Source organism: Pseudomonas sp. TWR1-1-4 (assembly GCF_049897165.1).
GTDB lineage: Bacteria > Pseudomonadota > Gammaproteobacteria > Pseudomonadales > Pseudomonadaceae > Aquipseudomonas > Aquipseudomonas canadensis.
The window spans coordinates 543,085-560,963 of the sequence record NZ_JAFCVS010000003.1 but is presented as its reverse complement, the minus strand read 5'-3'; the positions used below and the strand labels follow the sequence as shown (position 1 = coordinate 560,963).

General features: G+C 57.8%; 13 protein-coding genes. 7 read left to right on the top strand and 6 right to left on the bottom strand.

Translation table 11 applies throughout. The features are described from left to right. Positions 1-27 precede the first annotated feature (27 nt). The 5 genes from ACP7C6_RS10985 to ACP7C6_RS10965 form a co-directional block, all read right to left on the bottom strand. Positions 28-3,735: a glycosyltransferase gene (locus ACP7C6_RS10985; RefSeq protein WP_426108697.1), complete on the bottom strand. Its 3,708-nt coding sequence runs from the start codon at positions 3,733-3,735 to the stop codon at positions 28-30. Then, positions 3,735-5,840 carry a methyltransferase domain-containing protein gene (locus ACP7C6_RS10980; protein ID WP_426108696.1) on the bottom strand — a complete coding sequence of 702 codons (2,106 nt, stop codon included), beginning with the start codon at positions 5,838-5,840 and terminating at the stop codon, positions 3,735-3,737. Before ACP7C6_RS10980 ends, ACP7C6_RS10985 begins: the two co-directional genes overlap by 1 nt. Beyond that, on the bottom strand, positions 5,837-7,054 hold the full coding sequence (locus ACP7C6_RS10975; RefSeq protein ID WP_311893367.1) for an ABC transporter ATP-binding protein: 1,218 nt from the start codon (positions 7,052-7,054) through the stop codon (positions 5,837-5,839). The genes ACP7C6_RS10980 and ACP7C6_RS10975 overlap by 4 nt, the downstream gene beginning before the upstream one ends. After that, positions 7,051-7,845, bottom strand: a complete 795-nt coding sequence (locus tag ACP7C6_RS10970; RefSeq protein WP_122687283.1) for an ABC transporter permease — start codon at positions 7,843-7,845, stop codon at positions 7,051-7,053. The genes ACP7C6_RS10975 and ACP7C6_RS10970 overlap by 4 nt, the downstream gene beginning before the upstream one ends. Before the next feature lie 116 nt (positions 7,846-7,961). Further along, entirely contained in the window at positions 7,962-9,404 is a 1,443-nt protein-coding gene (locus ACP7C6_RS10965) for a mannose-1-phosphate guanylyltransferase/mannose-6-phosphate isomerase (RefSeq protein WP_028617463.1), read from the bottom strand. A gap of 463 nt (positions 9,405-9,867) precedes the next feature. Between ACP7C6_RS10965 and ACP7C6_RS10960 the strand changes: the two genes are divergently transcribed. Then, positions 9,868-11,433: a methyl-accepting chemotaxis protein gene (locus ACP7C6_RS10960; protein ID WP_028617464.1), complete on the top strand. Its 1,566-nt coding sequence runs from the start codon at positions 9,868-9,870 to the stop codon at positions 11,431-11,433. Positions 11,434-11,508: 75 nt separating this feature from the next. Here the strand turns inward: ACP7C6_RS10960 and ACP7C6_RS10955 are convergent, their stop codons facing one another. Then, positions 11,509-12,201 (bottom strand): alpha/beta family hydrolase, encoded by a 693-nt coding sequence (locus ACP7C6_RS10955; protein WP_426108695.1) that lies wholly within the window; start codon positions 12,199-12,201, stop codon positions 11,509-11,511. A 79-nt stretch (positions 12,202-12,280) separates the two neighbouring features. Between ACP7C6_RS10955 and ccoN (ACP7C6_RS10950) the strand changes: the two genes are divergently transcribed. The 6 genes from ccoN (ACP7C6_RS10950) (at position 12,281) to ccoO (ACP7C6_RS10925) (ending at position 17,873) form a co-directional block, all read left to right on the top strand. Then, a complete protein-coding gene (gene ccoN, locus ACP7C6_RS10950; RefSeq protein WP_099493583.1) occupies positions 12,281-13,705 on the top strand; it encodes a cytochrome-c oxidase, cbb3-type subunit I in 1,425 nt (474 codons plus the stop codon). 10 nt (positions 13,706-13,715) lie between these two features. Then, positions 13,716-14,324 carry a cytochrome-c oxidase, cbb3-type subunit II gene (ccoO, locus tag ACP7C6_RS10945; protein WP_017735321.1) on the top strand — a complete coding sequence of 203 codons (609 nt, stop codon included), beginning with the start codon at positions 13,716-13,718 and terminating at the stop codon, positions 14,322-14,324. Between the two features lie 3 nt (positions 14,325-14,327). Continuing rightward, the gene (locus tag ACP7C6_RS10940) at positions 14,328-14,528 is read left to right on the top strand and encodes a cbb3-type cytochrome oxidase subunit 3 (RefSeq protein WP_010208563.1); all 201 of its coding nucleotides are present in this window, start codon (positions 14,328-14,330) and stop codon (positions 14,526-14,528) included. Further along, on the top strand, positions 14,525-15,472 hold the full coding sequence (gene ccoP, locus ACP7C6_RS10935) for a cytochrome-c oxidase, cbb3-type subunit III (protein WP_028617467.1): 948 nt from the start codon (positions 14,525-14,527) through the stop codon (positions 15,470-15,472). Before ACP7C6_RS10940 ends, ccoP begins: the two co-directional genes overlap by 4 nt. A 350-nt stretch (positions 15,473-15,822) precedes the next feature. After that, positions 15,823-17,265, top strand: a complete 1,443-nt coding sequence (ccoN, locus tag ACP7C6_RS10930) for a cytochrome-c oxidase, cbb3-type subunit I (protein ID WP_028617468.1) — start codon at positions 15,823-15,825, stop codon at positions 17,263-17,265. Next, positions 17,265-17,873: a cytochrome-c oxidase, cbb3-type subunit II gene (gene ccoO, locus ACP7C6_RS10925; RefSeq protein WP_003193167.1), complete on the top strand. Its 609-nt coding sequence runs from the start codon at positions 17,265-17,267 to the stop codon at positions 17,871-17,873. The genes ccoN (ACP7C6_RS10930) and ccoO (ACP7C6_RS10925) overlap by 1 nt, the downstream gene beginning before the upstream one ends. Positions 17,874-17,879 lie beyond the last annotated feature (6 nt).

Sequence of the window (17,879 nt, the reverse complement as noted above, 5' to 3'; positions counted from 1 at the left end):
CCCACTACCAACTTGGTAAAAAACAAATCACTTAAACAGTGAGCACTTTAATTGTTGAGCGCTTTGCTCCCAGGTCAGCCAAGGCATATCCTTGGAAACCGGGTGCGCGCCTTCTTCAAACAATTTCAACCATTCACTCAGAGACTGCGCCACCGTCTCTGGCTGTTTTCCACTGAAGTAAAACGCATGCCCTTGGGCGACTTCACGAAAAACAGCAAGGTCACGAGCAATAATCGGTAAATCATGCTGGGCCGCTTCAATCAACGGCAGCCCGAACCCCTCTCCTTCAGAAGCGGCGATCAAGCACTTCACCGAACGGTAAACCGCTTCCAGGTATTCATCACTGATACCCTCCAGCCAAAGCAGGCGCTTACCAAGCTCTGGATGCGCTCGTATTCTGTCCACAAGTGCTTCAACCATCCAGCCTTGCTTGCCGACGATGACCAGCACGACGTCGTTGCCCTTGGCCCATAGCAACTCAAAAGCACTCAAAATCAACGAATGCCCTTTACGCGGCTCAACCGTACCCACCATCAAGAATCCCGGCATCGCCCGCAGGCGCTCAAGGACACCCTGACTCTGCGCAGGCAAACCTGTCGAGGGAACAGACTGTTGGATATCAGCGCCCAAGTGAAACCAATCCAGCTTGAAGGGCCGTTCACGCTTGCCGCCGCTGTGCTCCAGCCACTCAGCCAATCGATCGCGTACCGCCCCGGAGATGCACACAGCGCCATCGGAACGGGCTACCACTGCAAGCCACCGCTCCAACAACGCACCGGCACCTTCAGGGAAGTACTGCGCCAATTCAAGCAGCAACAGGTCGTAGACAACAAAGTGCACGCCCACCCCGCTGCGGCGCATAGCTTCATAACAAGCCGCCTGCGCGGGAACAACTTCCGGTTGAAAATCCAGCCCCACAAACACGTCACCGGCTCGGTAGGTGATGGGTTCATCGGCCAACACCGTTGACGGGCACTCCAGAAAACCAAGGGTGAACTGCCGGGCGTAACGATACCCGCGCGAGGTAGTCGTCGCATAGACCGGCTCAACTCGGTACCCGTCCGGCGGATTCAGCAACCACTCTCGCAGGATGCTACGCACTACACGCTGGATACCGCTGCGGGCATCGCGCTGAACCAGCTCCGAAACATCGACCAGCAATTGTCGATGAGAGAACCGAGCCGGCATCGAGCTATCGATGGCGCTCGCCAACTCGATCAGTTCAGCACCATTGCCGGGCGCATCCAACTGGGCGATCGCCTCGACCAACGCCGGTATGGACGTCGATGCGCGGTTGTGAAAATGCTCGATGGCCTCGAAATACTGCTCGGCACAGGCCCGCGGTGAATGCTGCTGGCGAATCGACAACTGCGCGCGGTCACCCAACTCCCGGCGCGCCTGATCATCACCCCACAGCGTCTCAAGGGCCTCGACCAACTGGCTGTCGGTGAACTCATCGTCCATCCGCCAGATGCACTCCTCAGGGAGGTCAGCCATGCTGCCGTGAGAGTTGACGATGGTTGCCAGGCCGTAGTTCATGCAATCTAGAACCGCAGCAGAGGTCTCACCGCGAGACAGGGTACGCAGTTGCACACCGATATCGGCTGCCGCCAGGTACTGTTCGAAAACTCCGGCGTCAGCCCAGCCAGTAATTTTGATGCGTGCGCGAGAACCACTTTTCTTGATGATTGCTTGCAGTTCCCGCGCGTAATCGCCCGCAGCCAAGTCGCCCACAAAAACGAGCACACAGTTTTCATCACGGGCCAGGGCCGAGTTGACCCAGGCATTGAGTAATCGGTGATTCAGCTTGCTTGGGCCGAGCAGCCCGAAGCTGCAGACAACAAAGGCATTATCAGAAAGCCCTAGCGTCGAACGTGCAACCTTTCGACTCTGCGGGGTAGGAAAATAGGGTGTACGCAGCAGCGGGATACATGACCACTCGCCGCCCACTTCGAGGCCATACCACTTGCGGGACAACCTGCAAGCGTCATTCGAATGAACGATGATGCCTTCGGCGTTGCGCAGCACGTCATAGTTGCACGGGTACGCCCACACCACGTCGGCCGTGTCCTTGGCATGAAAACGCTGACGAAGTGCGTGGTAGCCATGCCCGGAGTACAGCGCCTGGGACCAGAAATTCGGAACCGCGCCATGGCACTCTTTATGCGCAACGATACCGGAGACAAAGAAGTCGTGAAGCACAACCACACCGGGAATATGCTCCAGGAGCGAGAACATGTGCTCGTGGAATGACGAGTTACCAAAATGATAGATAACCCGGTCAAACGCTCTTCCATGCTGCCTGAACCATTCGACGGAACGCACAGGGCAATTCGCGGTAATCCACGGAGTGGTGATGGTGTCCTGAGCGACGACGACTTCAATTGCATAATGGCGTGCCAGCTCGGGCAAAAGCTCCGCACTGTAGTCACTGATGCCGCTACGCTCTGAAGGGAGTGGAGAGACAAATGCAAGGCGCGGGCGCCTGACCGCCTTGGCGGATCGTTCATCCACGTGCTGGGCGTAGTAGGCCTCCAGCGCCGCTATTGCGGCCAGTGCACTGGCATCCCAGGAAAACGTTTTTGCCTGCTCAAGGCTATGGCGCTCAAGCTGGGTGCGAAAGGTGTCATCCGTCAGGACCTGTTCCAGTTTTTGCGTTATCGAACGATCGTCGAACGGGTCAAACAGGGCTTCAGGAAACCCGACGACCTCAGGCAAGCTGGAAGTATTGGCAGCAATCACTGCGCGTCCACAGGCCATCGCCTCCAGCGCGGGAAGACCAAAACCCTCGTGAAAAGATGGAAAAACAAACACCTTGCAACCGTTATAAAGAGCAACAAGGTCGTGTTCTGAGACGAAGCCGGTCAGAACCAGTTCATCCTTGCCCAGTCCCTGCGCCTTGGCCAACGCGAGCAGGCGCTCACGATCAGCAGGCTGGATGGAACAGACAACAGCCAACTGGTGGGCTCGTCGCAACGCCACAGGCAACTTTGCATAGGCCCGGATCAAACCCTCGATATTTTTCCGATAGTCAATGCCACCCGTGTACATAATGAAATCACGCACGATACCGTGGCGACTTTGTACGTCACCCCGTTCATCGTCCGTCAGTGGCGTCACCCTAAAGACGTCGTCCACGGCCGTGGATATGTTAGTGATGCTACTTTTGGCAAACCCTAGATGATCAATACCTTCATTTCGCGATGACCCCGATATTGCCAACAGCAAATCGCAGCGACGAAGATGATCCAGCTTGTTTTCGTACCAGGCGGCCACGGCCGGGTTATCGAGATAGGGGCTGCGCCGAATCAAAGGAATCAAATCGTAAAGAATGGCTGCGGTAGGTATCGCTCGACTCAACGTCCCGACACTCGTCACCGCGTCATCGACCAACCCCTCGAACACACTGGTCACCAGCACGATCGACGGGTCAAGTTGAGCGATGAAGGCCTCGCGCACCAGCTCCGCGGATTTACGACGCCAACTGTTGGTTGAATCAATATGGCTCAACGGCCCGACAGCCTGCCATACGTGGATGTTAGCCTGCGGCAACAGGCCTTCAAAGGCCGCACGGACAGGCTCGATCGTTTCAGGGAAACTGCCGTTCAGGACCAGAAGCACTTCATGGTCTGAACGATTTCTGACAATCGCCTGCGCTACGGAAAGTGCATATCGACCGATGCCACGATGGCGATTTTCGGCCTGCGCCCCCTGCAGGTCGATGACAATACGCATTAATGAATTTCCTTGTTCATTGAAGCTTTCTTCATTTCTGTATAAATGCGACGCGCGCCCGGCGTCATACTTGAGACCGACTCCTCCGGACTCTCGTCATGACGCGGCGCACCGACGCTGAGGTGAGCCACGGGCGTCGAGGTGATCGGCGCAGCTCCTGTCACATGCGAATGCGCAGTGCCCGTGGACAAAATGCCACGATGCCGCGCGAACCGTTCAAGATGATTGAACAAGGCTGGAGACACACTGCGAACTCCCCTGGCCAGACGCTGGCGTAAGCCGGGGCGCTTGAGCACCATATTGATGGAAGTGGCCAGGACAGGCCTCAATAGTCTGCGCGCGATACGAAGCGGTAGACGTATCAACCATTTGAATGCCCGAACCAGTGCCCTCAGTGGCGATGTGATCCGCCAGGAACTGCTGCTTAACACCTGCTCAAGTCGCGTTTCGTGAGCTGTCGCACGCTCCCACCAGTGATGGGCGTTGCCAAGGGACTCATTCAAACGGTCCCCAAGATGCGTGGCGCGCTCCCACCAGTGATGGGCATTTCCAAGGGATTCGTTCAAACGATTGTTGAGCTGTTCAGCCTCTGCCTTGAGCTCATTGATCCGGGCATTCAGGGATTCAACCTCAGTCTGGCCATGCGCCTTTCTGACCTCTTCCTCGGCATGCGCCAGACTTTGTTGCAACTGCTCGATTTGTTCACTGGCCTGGAAATAGGAGGTTTCCAGCAGCCTTATGTGAGTCTCAGCCTTGGTTGCTTCATGTTTGAACGTGTCAATCTGGGCTTCAAGCAACTCCTCTCGATCCTGAGCATCGGCAAGCTGTTGCATCCGACGGGCCAGGTCCTCCTGTTGCGGGGCGAGTTGTTCCAGCGCTATCGCCTGAAACGCCGCTTCGAGTTCAGCCAGCTCTGCTTCCAACGACCTGTTACGGTCAGCATGCTCCCCCAAGGCGCTTTTGAGAGAGTCAGACTGAGTCTGCAATTGCAGCACTTGATTCTTTTCTGAAAGCAGTTGCGTCTGAAGCAGCTCGTTGATGGCTTGCGCGGCACTCAAACGCGCCTCCGCCTCGCTGGCACGGCTGCTCAACTCGCGCCCCATGCGCTCGCTTTGCTCATAGCGGTCATCGGCCAACCGACTACGAATGCTCAAGTCCTGCAATTGGTGGCGCAACTGATTCGAGCCCGCTTCCAATCCATCAAGCCGAGCTTCGGCATTCGCATTGCGCCCCAGCAATTCACGCACCGAGGCTTCCAGATGCTTGCTATGCCGCTCAGTATGTTCAACGTGGGTGCTGATCTGCGTCAGATTACGATGCAGCAGATCCGTATGGACCTCCAGCTTGTGGCTGCGCTTTTCCGCCTGGTCGTCGTAACGCTTGGCAAGGGTATCCAGCGCTAACCCGTAATCACGCTCGAACGCAGGGTTAAAATGCTCCAACTGCTCAGGTTCGGCGGCTTTTTGAGCGACGATCGCATAATCGGGGCTTACGCCTCCGAGAACGCTCATCAGATCAACCGCGGAGCCCTCTACCAGCGACGCAGACTCTTGCAGGCGGAGCAATTTGGACCGAGCAAAACCTGTGTACTCGGTCAAAAAGCTGAGCAGCAAGTGTGGAATCGGGCGCTCGTGTGTCGGGTCCAGGTAGAAGTTCTGGGTGCCCACCATCAGGTTTTCCGCATTGGGCGTTTCCAGAACCAGCAGCCCTCCCGGGCGCAAAACACGCAATGCCTCAGCGACCAGCACCTTCAAATCGGCAAACGGGATGTGTTCCGCGATATGAAACCCGGAGACAACGACCTTGCAGGCGTCAGGCAGGCTTCGCAACGCCGACAGCGCATCCCCCTGCTCGGCAGGCAAACCTCGAGACTGGCATGCCTCTAGCATTCCACTGTCCAGGTCTACGCCTGAAGGCGCGAAGCCATTTTGGACCAGCAGTTCAAGCCACTCTCCGCGACCACAGCCCAGGTCCAGTGCATCGAGATCCTGATATAGGTTCTTCAAAGGCTCAAGAAAGGCCATGTAAACCTGAAGCCGTTGAGCAATCAACTCACGAGAGCCCCTGTGACGATCCTCAAATGCGCGATAAAAAGGGACGGTCATCTCACACACTCCACACTTGGCGGCATCCAGGCCAACCCGACAAACTCATCTTTGGAGATATTCACGATATTGAACACCATCGCCAGGTCAAGCCACTCGTAGCTTCGGGCAAGGTGTGTATCAGCGGTATGCAGCGCCACTGCTACCGAGTAAGACCCCACGCCAAGGTTGGCAGAAAAGTCAAAACGGTACTCCGGGCTTTCACCTGCTGACAGATCAGTCAGCTTACAGTCAAGGTGATGTGTATTGGTGCCAAAGACGGGCTGGCCCAGGCGGTCCTTAATGAGGTAGCCGACCACCAACTCAGGAATATCCACGTTGATCTGCGTTTTGATACGCAATGTAACCGGCTCGCCCACCGGCACATACTCCACCATCTGTCCCGCTGCATCGTGCAAGGAAACCGACTCGATAGTGGCTTCACCACTCCCGGAGCGAGTCTGGATACTCCCATCCTCTAATTGCCGCACGCTTACGGTAGCGTTTTCTTTCTCGGCGATAATTGCGTTGTAGAAATCCATCACTTCTTCAGGCTTGCCATCTTTGATGACGGTCCCGCTTTCGAGAAGAATCGCACGATCACACAGGGCCTGGATCGAGCCACGATCATGGGAAACAATCAGCAAGGTCGTACCCTGTTGCTGAAATTCGCGAATCCGATCAAAGCTTTTATGCTGGAAGTAACTGTCACCCACCGACAACGCTTCGTCGACGATGAGGATTTCGGGCCGAATCGCGGTCGCCACTGCAAACGCGACACGCATCTGCATACCACTTGAATAAGTACGCACCGGCTCATTGAAGTATTCGCCAATTTCGGCAAATGCCTCGATGTCATCGATTACCTCGTGAATCTGATCAGCGCTGAAACCCATAAGCCCGGCGGCGTGGTAAACATTTTGCCGGCCGGTCAATTCAGGGCTGAACCCCATGCCCAACTCAAGAATGGCCGCAATTCGTCCATTCACCGTTACCGTGCCCTCAGTAGGCTGCAACGTGCCGGTAATCATTTTAAGAAGGGTCGACTTACCTGCACCATTTTGGCCGACGATCCCTATCGCTTCTCCAGGCTCGATGGAAAAGTTGATGTGCTTGAGTACCCAATGCTCTTCAGAGGGACGCGTGGGCAAACCGAACCAGCGGCCTATCCGCTGAAACTCCGACGCATAAACACGATAAGCCTTACCCAGATTCTTAACAGACAGCAGGCTCATAATACGTCCACCATTTCCGGAGCGGCGCGCCGAAACATGAACAAGCCGAGCAACATTAAACCCAGGGAGATCAGTGCCGTGAGCATAACGTCCTGCAGATCCGGTGTTTTGGCGTATACCAAAATGTCGTGAAACGCACTGACTATCGGAAACATCGGGTTCAAGTCCATTACGTTCTTGAATTGCTCAGGAATAATAGTGACGGGATAAACAATGGGCGTAAACCAGAACCACACCTGCATCAAAATAGGAACGACTTGGCCGATATCACGCACAAACACATTCAAAACGCCCAGAATCAAGCCAATCCCAACGGCCAACGCTGTGACCGTAGCCGTCAATGGAATAATCCAGAACATCTGAGGGCCTGGAAACTGATCAAGCAATGCAAAAACCAACAGCAAAGCGAGAAACAGCAACACGTAGTTGAGCAAACAGGATCCGACAACAATCACCGGCAACGTGATACGCGGAAAACGCATTTTCTTCATCAAGTTGCCTTGATCGATAAACAAGGTCAGGCAACGATTGATAATTTCGGAAAACAAACTCCACGCCAGCATCCCGGCCATCAAATAAAGTGCATACGCATACTTATTGTCGATCCCGGGCAGTTTCGCCGCCAACACGTTGGACAACACCAGCGCGTAGATCGCCACCTGCGCCAGCGGGTTAATGATCATCCACAGCCCACCCAATCGGCTACGGGCAAAACGGGCAACAAACTCATTCCGAATGGATGACCAGACGAAACCCCGGTACTCCCAAAGGCTTCTAAACAACCCCAACATCGCTGACTCCTGAAAAAAGCCAGGCCTATGCCTGACTTATTGCACCACTAAACTGCGGACTCGCCCGTCATGCACCGACGATCAACCCTTAGCGCTTCCCCAAGCAGGCGCGCTGTTCATCCTCCGGCCCTGCCATAAATGTCTTGAAACCTGACGATGTCGTTCTCCCCCAGGTAGTCGCCACTCTGCACTTCGATCAATACCAGATCGATAACACCTGGGTTCTCCAAGCGATGGGTGTGCCCGGCAGGAATAAAGGTCGATTCATTGGTGTTCAACAAGAACTCACGATCATTGTTAACCACACGCGCCATACCACTCACCACAATCCAGTGTTCACTACGGTGGTGATGCATTTGCAGCGACAACGACCCTTGTGGCTTGACGACAATACGTTTGATCTTGAACCGCAGCCCTTCTTCCAGCGTGGTGTAAGCGCCCCAGGGTCGACTTACTGTGGTGTGGTCCAAGTGTGATTGGTGACCATTTTTCTTCAATTGCGCCGTGATCGCCTTGATGTCCTGCGCATGATCTTTGTGCGCAACCAATAGGGCATCCGGCGTATCGACAATGATGAGGTCCTCAACACCTACCAGGGCAGCCAAGCGGCGCTGACTGCGTACGTAGTTGTTGCTCGCGTCGTGAAAAATGGCTTCACCCTCGACACGGTTGCCCTGCTCATCCGCCGCAGACAACTCGCTCATGGCATTCCACGAGCCAATATCACTCCAACCAATGTCACAAGGCACCGTCGCCACTTTGCTTGAACGCTCCATTAGCGCGAAGTCGATGGAGATATCAGGCACGTTGGCAAAGCTTTCGGGCTCCAGATGCAGGCTGCGATGACTGCTGCCGGTCATCGTGCCAGAACCCGCCAGGCACAGCTCCACGGCACTGGACACGTCCGGTGCACACACTGCCATTTGTTCAATTAACGTTCCGGCGCGGAAGCAGAACATACCGGAGTTCCAGAAGTACTCACCCGACGCCAGATAACCCTGGGCAGTTTCGAGGTCCGGTTTCTCTACGAAACGCTTGACCTTGAAACCGCTACCCAAGGGGCTGTCGCTATCTTTCTGGATATAGCCATAACCGGTTTCCGGATACTCAGGCTTCACACCAAACGTGACCAGCCAGCCATCTTTGGCCAGCTCGCACGCACTTGAAACAGCGGTGGCGAAGGCTGCCTGATTATCGATCAAGTGGTCGGCTGGCAGTACCAGCATGATGGCATCTTGCCCATGCGTGCGTGCAACTTCCAGGGCAGCCAATGCTACTGCTGCTGCTGTATTACGCCCGAACGGTTCCAGGACAAAACTCAAGTTCGTGAATTGAGGCGCCTGAGCACCATATTCATCAAGCGTCTTGAAGTAGAGATCACGGTTAGTAATCGTCAATACTTCACTCACCGCGTCCAACGCCAAGGCACGGCTATATGTTTTCCGAATCAAATTGCCACCATCTGGCAATTCGATAAACGGTTTGGGATGCGCAGAACGTGAAACCGGCCAGAGGCGGCTGCCCGAACCGCCACAGATAATGACTGGAACAAGTGTCACTTTGTACTCCTTTACGCATTGCCACTACAGTTGTGCTGCAGCCCTCGCACCCTCGATGCAGCATGCTCGAAAGAAAAGTGACGTAGAGTCTTCCAGCTATAAAAAGTCAAAACGCCGGAGGCGTTTTGGGGGGAAAAATACGGTATTTTTCTTACAAAATGTCCCGTGCATTCTTTATCAAACGGTCATTTATGTCTAGGAAAAGGCGGAATATTCCTGTCGGCACGGCCATTATTCATCTCAAGGAAAAGGGTGCTTCAGGCAAAACTTGTCACTTTTCTGTATGAGATTTCTTAAGCTCAGCGAAATCTCGCCTAAAATCTTCCACTCCCTTGACCTAGAGCCTTGGCAGATACTGTCGCTTTTGCGCGCCAGCCCTTGGCGTGTCGCCTCTCGAAAAATCGCCCTCAACAATGGCCTACTGCTGCCGATAACCCCTGAAAGCCTTGCGGATTGAACAACCATGCGTAATAACCAACCCGTTACCCAGCGCGAACGTACCTTCCCCGCTCAGCAACGGTTGATCTCCACCACAGATGCCAAAGGCGTTATCACCTACTGCAACGACGCCTTCGTCGAGATCAGTGGGTTCTCCCGTGACGAACTGGTGCGTGCCCCGCACAACCTGGTCCGTCACCCGGACGTACCGGCGGCGGTGTTCGCACACATGTGGTCCACGCTCAAACAAGGCTTGCCATGGATGGGCATTGTCAAGAATCGCTGCAAGACCGGGGATCACTATTGGGTTAACGCCTACGTGACGCCGGTTTTCGAAGGCAACCAGGTGGTCGGCTACGAATCGGTGCGCATCAAGCCTACCGCCGAGCAGATCCGCCGTGCCGAAGCGCTCTACCACCGCATCAACCAAGGCAAGTCGGCGATCCCGCAGCGGGACAAGTGGCTGCCCGTGTTGCAGGACTGGCTGCCGTTTATCCTGGTGAGCCAGTTGAGCTTTATGATCGGCGCCACCCTCACCTCCCAATGGGGCTTTGCCTTGGCGGCGGGGCTGTCGGTGCCGTTGGGCCTGCTGGGCCTGAGCTGGCAACAGCGCGGCCTCAAGCGCTTGCTGCGCCTGGCCGAGCAGACCACCTCTGACCCGCTGATCGCGCAGATGTACACCGACAGCCGTGGCGCCCAGGCGCGCCTGGAAATGTCGATCCTCAGCCAGGAGGCACGTCTGAAGACCTGCCTTACGCGTTTGCAGGACACCGCCGAACACCTCAACGACCAAGCCGCGCAGTCCAACACCCTGGCGCATAACAGCTCCAGCGGCCTGGAACGCCAGCGCGTCGAGACCGAGCAAGTGGCGACCGCCGTCAACCAGATGGCGGCCACCACCCAGGAAGTCGCCAGCCACGTGCAGCGCACCGCTGATGCGACCCAAGAGGCTAACCGCCTGACCGGTCGCGGCCGCGATATCGCCGGGGAAACCCGCGAGGCGATTCAGCGTCTGTCTGTTGCAGTGGGTGAGACCGGCGTGACCGTGACCCAACTGGCCAAGGACAGTGATGAGATCGGCGGCGTAGTCGACGTGATCAAGGGCATTGCCGACCAGACCAACCTGCTGGCACTGAACGCGGCCATTGAAGCGGCGCGTGCCGGTGAAATGGGTCGTGGTTTTGCGGTGGTCGCGGACGAAGTCCGTCAACTGGCGCAACGTACCGCCGAATCCACTGGGCAGATTCACGCCCTGATTGCCAAGCTGCAGCAAACCGCCAGCGCCGCCGTGCAAACCATGGACGCAGGGCATCGCCAGGCCGAAGAAGGCGTGGCGCGGGTGATGGAGGCGGATCAGGCGTTGGTGGGCATCAGTGAGGCGGTGGCGCATATTACCGACATGACCACGCAGATCGCGGCGGCAACTGAAGAGCAAAGCTCGGTGGCCGAAGAGATCAGCCGCAATATCAGCACCATTGCGCTGTTGGCGGACCAGACGTCAGAGCAGGCGTTGAACTCGGCGCAGTTGAGTGAAGAGCTGACGCACACCGCGAATACCCAGTATTCGCTGGTTGAGCGCTTTAACCGGTAAATCGCTATCGCCCGCAAGCCGGCTCCTACAGGTTACGCAATCCCCTGTAGGAGCCGGCTTGCCGGCGATAGAGCCCTAACAGGCGCCAATAAACCTGGCGACGTTCACCGCCGCAGCCTCCAAATGCTGCTCATGACTGAACCCCGAAGCCTTCAACGGCTTCAAGTCATGATCCCCTGCCACCAGCCACATCACCTCGATGCTCGGCGACAAGTCATACCCCTCCACCGCCGCCCGATTGCCCAGCGCATCCCGCTCGCCTTGCACAATCAAGGTCGGCGTCTTCAACTCGGCCAGATGTTCAGTTCGTGGTTTCGCCGGTTTGCCCACCGCATAGAACGGATAGCCCAGGCACACCAGCCCATCGGCAGCCAACTCATCCGCCAGCAAACTGGCCATGCGCCCACCCATGGACTTGCCGCCAATGGCCAGCCTCCCAGCGACATGACGTCGCACCTCGGCCACCACCTCGCGCCAGGCGTCCAGCAGTTTCGGCGCCGGGTTCGGCGGGCGTTTGCCGCCGTCCACACGGCGCTGGGCCATGTAGGGAAACTCGAAGCGCAACACGTTGACGCCATGCCCGGCAAGGCGTGCAGCTATGTCGTTCATGAAGGATGAGTCCATCGGTGCACCGGCGCCGTGGGCCAGGATCAGCGTCACAGGTTCAGGTCCGGCAACGTTCGACGCGACATCCCACAACCAGCCGCGTTCCTGTACACACTGCGCCCATTGATCCCCGTCAATACTGGCCTTGTGCTCTTTGCCCATGCTTGCCTCGCTTTTTAGTCTGCCTATAACTCCAGCCCAAGTGCCGCATTTGCTTGGGTTGAACCGTGGATGGGGAACCATGAACACTACATTAAGTACCGCCTATAACTACAAGGTGGTCCGCCAATTCGCCATTATGACGGTGGTGTGGGGCATCGTCGGCATGGGGCTCGGGGTTTTTCTCGCAGCCCAATTGGTCTGGCCTGCACTCAACTTCGACTTGCCGTGGACCAGCTTCGGCCGCCTGCGCCCGTTGCACACCAACGCGGTAATCTTCGCCTTCGGCGGCTGTGCGCTGTTCGCCAGCTCCTTCTACTCGGTGCAACGCACCTGCCAGACACAGCTGTTCGCGCCGAAGATCGCCGCGTTCTGCTTCTGGGGCTGGCAGTTGGTCATCCTGTTGGCCGCGATCTCCTTGCCGCTGGGCTACACCAGTTCCAAGGAATACGCCGAGCTGGAATGGCCGATCGACATCCTCATCACCATCGTCTGGGTGGCCTACGCCATCGTGTTCTTCGGCACGGTGATGAAGCGCAACACCAAGCACATCTACGTCGGTAACTGGTTCTTCGGTGCGTTCATCATCACCGTGGCCATCCTGCATATCGTCAACAACCTGGAAATTCCGGTCAGCCTGACCAAGTCCTACTCCCTCTACGGCGGTGCGACGGATGCCATGGTGCAGTGGTGGTATGGCCACAACGCGGTAGGCTTTTTCCTCACCGCCGGCTTCCTGGGGATGATGTACTACTTCGTGCCCAAGCAGGCCGAGCGTCCGGTGTATTCGTATCGCTTGTCCATCGTGCACTTTTGGGCACTGATCACCCTGTACATCTGGGCCGGCCCGCACCACTTGCACTACACCGCGCTGCCGGACTGGGCACAGTCCCTGGGCATGGTGATGTCGCTGGTCCTGCTGGCTCCGAGCTGGGGCGGCATGATCAACGGCATGATGACCTTGTCGGGCGCCTGGCATAAGTTGCGCAGCGACCCGATCCTGCGCTTCCTGGTGGTGTCGCTGGCGTTCTACGGCATGTCGACGTTCGAAGGCCCGATGATGGCGATCAAGACCGTCAACGCCCTCTCCCACTACACCGACTGGACCATCGGCCACGTGCACGCCGGCGCCCTCGGCTGGGTGGCGATGATCTCCATCGGCGCGCTGTACCACATGATCCCGAAAATCTTTGGTCGCGAGCAGATGTACAGCCTCGGCCTGATCAACGCGCATTTCTGGCTGGCCACCATCGGCACCGTGCTCTACATCGCCTCGATGTGGGTCAACGGCATCGCCCAGGGCCTGATGTGGCGTGCGGTCAACGAAGACGGCACCTTGACCTACTCCTTCGTCGAAACCCTGGTGGCCAGCCATCCAGGCTTCATCGTGCGGCTGGTGGGCGGCGCCATCTTCCTCAGCGGCATGTTCCTGATGGCTTACAACACTTGGCGCACCGTGCGTTCGGCGCAACCTGCCGAAGTCACCGCTGCCGCGCAGATGGCCTGAGGAGTCGATGATGAAACACGAAACGATTGAAAAGAACGTCGGCCTGCTGATGTTGCTCATGGTGCTCGCCGTGAGCATCGGCGGCCTGACCCAGATCGTCCCGCTGTTCTTCCAGGACGTGACCAACAAGCCGGTGGAAGGCATGAAGCCCTACACCGCGCTGCAACTGGAAGGCCGTGACATCTACATCCGCGAAGGCTGCGTACAGTGCCACTCGCAGATGATCCGCCCGTTCCGCGCCGAGACCGAACGCTACGGCCACTACTCGGTCGCCGGCGAAAGCGTATGGGACCACCCGTTCCTGTGGGGCTCCAAGCGTACCGGCCCGGACCTGGCCCGCGTTGGCGCGCGCTACTCGGACGACTGGCACCGCGCGCACTTGTACAACCCGCGCAACGTGGTGCCCGAGTCGAAAATGCCGGCCTACCCGTGGCTGGTCACCGCCGCCGTCGACAGCAGCCACACCGAGACCAAGTTGAAAGTGATGCGCACCCTCGGCGTGCCATACACCGACGACGACATCAGTGGCGCCGTCGCCAGCCTCAAGGGCAAGACCGAGATGGACGCGCTGGTCTCGTACCTGCAAGTGCTCGGCACTGCCATCAAGAGCAAGAGGTGAGCCATGGGATTTGAATTCGATGCGGGCACCATCCGCGGCCTTGGCACGCTGGTGGTCGCCATCGCCTTTATCGGCCTGTCGCTGTGGGTGTTCAACAACCGGCGCAATGCGGAATTCGAGCAGGCCCGCCTGCTGCCCTTTGCCGATGAACCTTCTCCATCCGACGCTCAAGAAGAGCCTGCAATAAGGAGCACTCGGCCATGACCCTATTCTGGAGTACATGGATCTGCGTACTGACACTCGGCAGCCTGATCGGCCTGACCTGGCTGTTGATTGGCACCCGCAAGGGCGAGACCAAGGGCAGCGTCGACCAGACCATGGGCCACGCCTTCGACGGTATCGAGGAATACGACAACCCGCTGCCCCAATGGTGGTTCATGCTGTTCGCCGGCACCCTGGTGTTTGCGGTCGGCTATTTGATCCTCTACCCGGGCCTGGGCAACTGGAAAGGCGTGTTGCCGGGCTATGAAGACGGCTGGACCCAGACCAAGGAATGGGACAAGGAAATGGCCAAGGCCGACGCCAAGTTCGGGCCGATCTTCGCCAAATTCTCGGCCATGCCCGTAGAAGAAGTCGCCAAAGACCCGCAGGCGCTGAAAATGGGCGGTCGCCTGTTTGCCTCCAACTGCGCGGTGTGCCACGGATCGGATGCCAAGGGCGCGTTTGGCTTCCCGAACCTGGCGGACAACATCTGGCGCTGGGGCGGCTCGGCCGAAGCGATCAAGACCACCATCCTGAACGGCCGCCACGCGGCGATGCCGGCGTGGGGTGACATGCTTGGCGATGAAGGCGTGAAAAACGTCGCGGCCTATGTTCGTCACGACGTGGCCAAGCTGCCCTTGCCGGCCAACAGCACCGCAGACCTGGCAGCAGGCCAGGCGGCGTTCAGCACTACCTGTGTCGCCTGCCACGGTCCGGAAGGCCACGGCATGGAAGCCATGGGCGCGCCCGACCTGACCAAACCGGCCGGCTATATCTACGGCACCAGCCTTGCGCAGTTGCAGCAGACTATCCGCCATGGCCGCCAGGGCCAGATGCCCGCGCAGGAAGTGCTGCAGGGCAATGACAAGGTGCACTTGTTGGCGGCCTATGTTTACAGCTTGTCCCACACCGCTGATGGTGCAACGCCAGACAGCCAACCTGAGTAGCCTCTGAGCTGCTGCCCCACTCTGGGGCGGCAGCTCAACCTAGCTGCGCGACCAAGTGTCGCACCCTTCCAAAGCACACCTTTCCCCCCCTCACTTTCGGGTCTACGCTTGTTCCCACAGCGGACCGATCCTGGCGTACGCAACGACATTCGTTGCGACCCCAAAATTTTCCTGTCCACTCGATCAGCTTTCGATTTCTGATTTTGTCCCTACGCGAAACATGGAAAGGGCGCAGAATCTGGCGTGGAACGCATTGATACAGGTCAGCCATTGCGTTGCAATGGCCCCTCGCTTTCTACATACTTGCGGCCGATTTTACCTATAAAAAACCTAAACCGTGGAACCTTAGAATGAGCACAGCAATCAGTCCGACTGCTTATAACTATAAGGTAGTCCGCCAGTTCGCCATCATGACGGTGGTCTGGGGGATCCTTGGCATGGGGCTCGGGGTGTTCATCGCCTCGCAACTGGTTTGGCCGGAATTGAATTTCGGTTTGCCATGGACGACCTTTGGCCGCCTGCGCCCGCTGCACACCAACCTGGTGATCTTCGCCTTCGGCGGATGTGCATTGTTTGCCACCTCCTACTATGTCGTGCAGCGAACCTGCCAGACGCGACTGATCTCCGACAGCCTCGCGGCCTTCACCTTCTGGGGATGGCAAGCGGTGATCGTGAGCGCCATCGTCACCCTGCCGCTGGGGTACACCACCACCAAGGAATACGCCGAGCTGGAATGGCCGATCGCCATTTTGCTCGCCATCGTGTGGGTGACCTATGCCGTGGTGTTCTTCGGCACCATCGTCAAGCGCAAGACCAAGCACATCTACGTGGGCAACTGGTTCTACGGCGCGTTCATCCTGGTGACGGCGATGCTGCACATCGTCAACCATGCATCGTTGCCGGTGAACCTGTTCAAGTCATACTCGGCCTACGCCGGGGCCACGGATGCGATGATCCAATGGTGGTACGGCCACAACGCTGTGGGTTTCTTCCTGACCACCGGTTTCCTGGGGATGATGTACTACTTCGTGCCGAAACAGGCCGAACGTCCTATTTACTCGTACCGTTTGTCCATCGTGCACTTCTGGGCGCTGATCACCCTGTACATCTGGGCCGGTCCGCACCATTTGCACTACACCGCGCTGCCGGATTGGGCGCAGTCGCTGGGCATGGCGATGTCGATCATCCTGCTGGCCCCGAGCTGGGGCGGCATGATCAACGGCATGATGACCCTGTCGGGCGCCTGGCATAAATTGCGCACCGACCCGATCCTGCGCTTTTTGGTGGTATCGCTGGCGTTCTACGGCATGTCGACCTTCGAAGGGCCGATGATGGCGATCAAGACCGTCAACTCGCTGTCCCACTACACCGACTGGACCATCGGCCACGTACACGCCGGCGCTCTCGGCTGGGTGGCGATGATTTCCATCGGTGCGATCTACCACATGATCCCCCGACTGTTCGGCCGCGTGCAGATGCACAGCGTCGCACTGATCAACACCCACTTCTGGCTGGCCACCATCGGCACCGTGCTCTACATCGCCTCGATGTGGGTCAACGGCATCACCCAGGGCCTGATGTGGCGTGCGATCAACGATGACGGCACCCTCACCTACTCCTTCGTCGAAGCGCTGCAAGCCAGCCACCCGGGCTACATCGTCCGCGCCCTGGGCGGTGCGTTCTTTGCCGCCGGCATGCTGTTCATGGCCTACAACGTCTGGCGCACCGTGCGTGCCTCGGACCCTGCCGAAGCCGAAGCCGCCGCCAAGATCGCCGTTGTGGGAGCCCACTGATGAAGCATGAAGTAGTCGAGAAGAATATCGGCCTGCTGGCCTTCTTCATGGTCATCGCCGTGAGTATCGGCGGCCTGACCCAGATCGTTCCGCTGTTCTTCCAGGACGTGACCAACAAGCCGGTCGAGGGCATGAAGCCGCGCACCGCGCTTGAACTGGAAGGCCGCGACGTCTACATCGCCAACGGTTGTGTCGGCTGCCACTCGCAGATGATCCGTCCGTTCCGCGCCGAAACCGAACGCTACGGCCACTATTCGGTCGCCGGCGAAAGCGTGTGGGACCACCCGTTCCTGTGGGGTTCCAAGCGTACCGGCCCGGACCTGGCCCGTGTCGGCGGACGTTACTCCGATGACTGGCAGCGTGCGCACTTGTACAACCCGCGCAACGTGGTGCCTGAGTCGAAAATGCCGGCGTATCCGTTCCTCGTGGAAAACAAGCTCGACGGCAAGGACACCGCGAAGAAGATGGAAGTCTTGCGCACCCTGGGCGTGCCCTACACCGACGAAGACATCGCCGGTGCAGCCGCAGCCGTGAAGGGCAAGACCGAAATGGACGCATTGGTGGCCTACCTGCAAGGCCTGGGCACCATCATCAAAAGCAAACGGTGACTCTTC

Bases quoted from the DNA above. Each gene is read 5' to 3' on its own strand.
- ACP7C6_RS10985 (WP_426108697.1), bottom strand. From the start codon at position 3,735: ATGCGTATTGTCATCGACCTGCAGGGGGCGCAGGCCGAAAATCGCCAT.
- ACP7C6_RS10980 (WP_426108696.1), bottom strand. From the start codon at position 5,840: ATGACCGTCCCTTTTTATCGCGCATTTGAGGATCGTCACAGGGGCTCT.
- ACP7C6_RS10975 (WP_311893367.1), bottom strand. From the start codon at position 7,054: ATGAGCCTGCTGTCTGTTAAGAATCTGGGTAAGGCTTATCGTGTTTAT.
- ACP7C6_RS10970 (WP_122687283.1), bottom strand. From the start codon at position 7,845: ATGTTGGGGTTGTTTAGAAGCCTTTGGGAGTACCGGGGTTTCGTCTGG.
- ACP7C6_RS10960 (WP_028617464.1), top strand. From the start codon at position 9,868: ATGCGTAATAACCAACCCGTTACCCAGCGCGAACGTACCTTCCCCGCT.
- ACP7C6_RS10955 (WP_426108695.1), bottom strand. From the start codon at position 12,201: ATGGGCAAAGAGCACAAGGCCAGTATTGACGGGGATCAATGGGCGCAG.
- ccoN (WP_099493583.1), top strand. From the start codon at position 12,281: ATGAACACTACATTAAGTACCGCCTATAACTACAAGGTGGTCCGCCAA.
- ccoO (WP_017735321.1), top strand. From the start codon at position 13,716: ATGAAACACGAAACGATTGAAAAGAACGTCGGCCTGCTGATGTTGCTC.
- ACP7C6_RS10940 (WP_010208563.1), top strand. From the start codon at position 14,328: ATGGGATTTGAATTCGATGCGGGCACCATCCGCGGCCTTGGCACGCTG.
- ccoP (WP_028617467.1), top strand. From the start codon at position 14,525: ATGACCCTATTCTGGAGTACATGGATCTGCGTACTGACACTCGGCAGC.
- ccoN (WP_028617468.1), top strand. From the start codon at position 15,823: ATGAGCACAGCAATCAGTCCGACTGCTTATAACTATAAGGTAGTCCGC.
- ccoO (WP_003193167.1), top strand. From the start codon at position 17,265: ATGAAGCATGAAGTAGTCGAGAAGAATATCGGCCTGCTGGCCTTCTTC.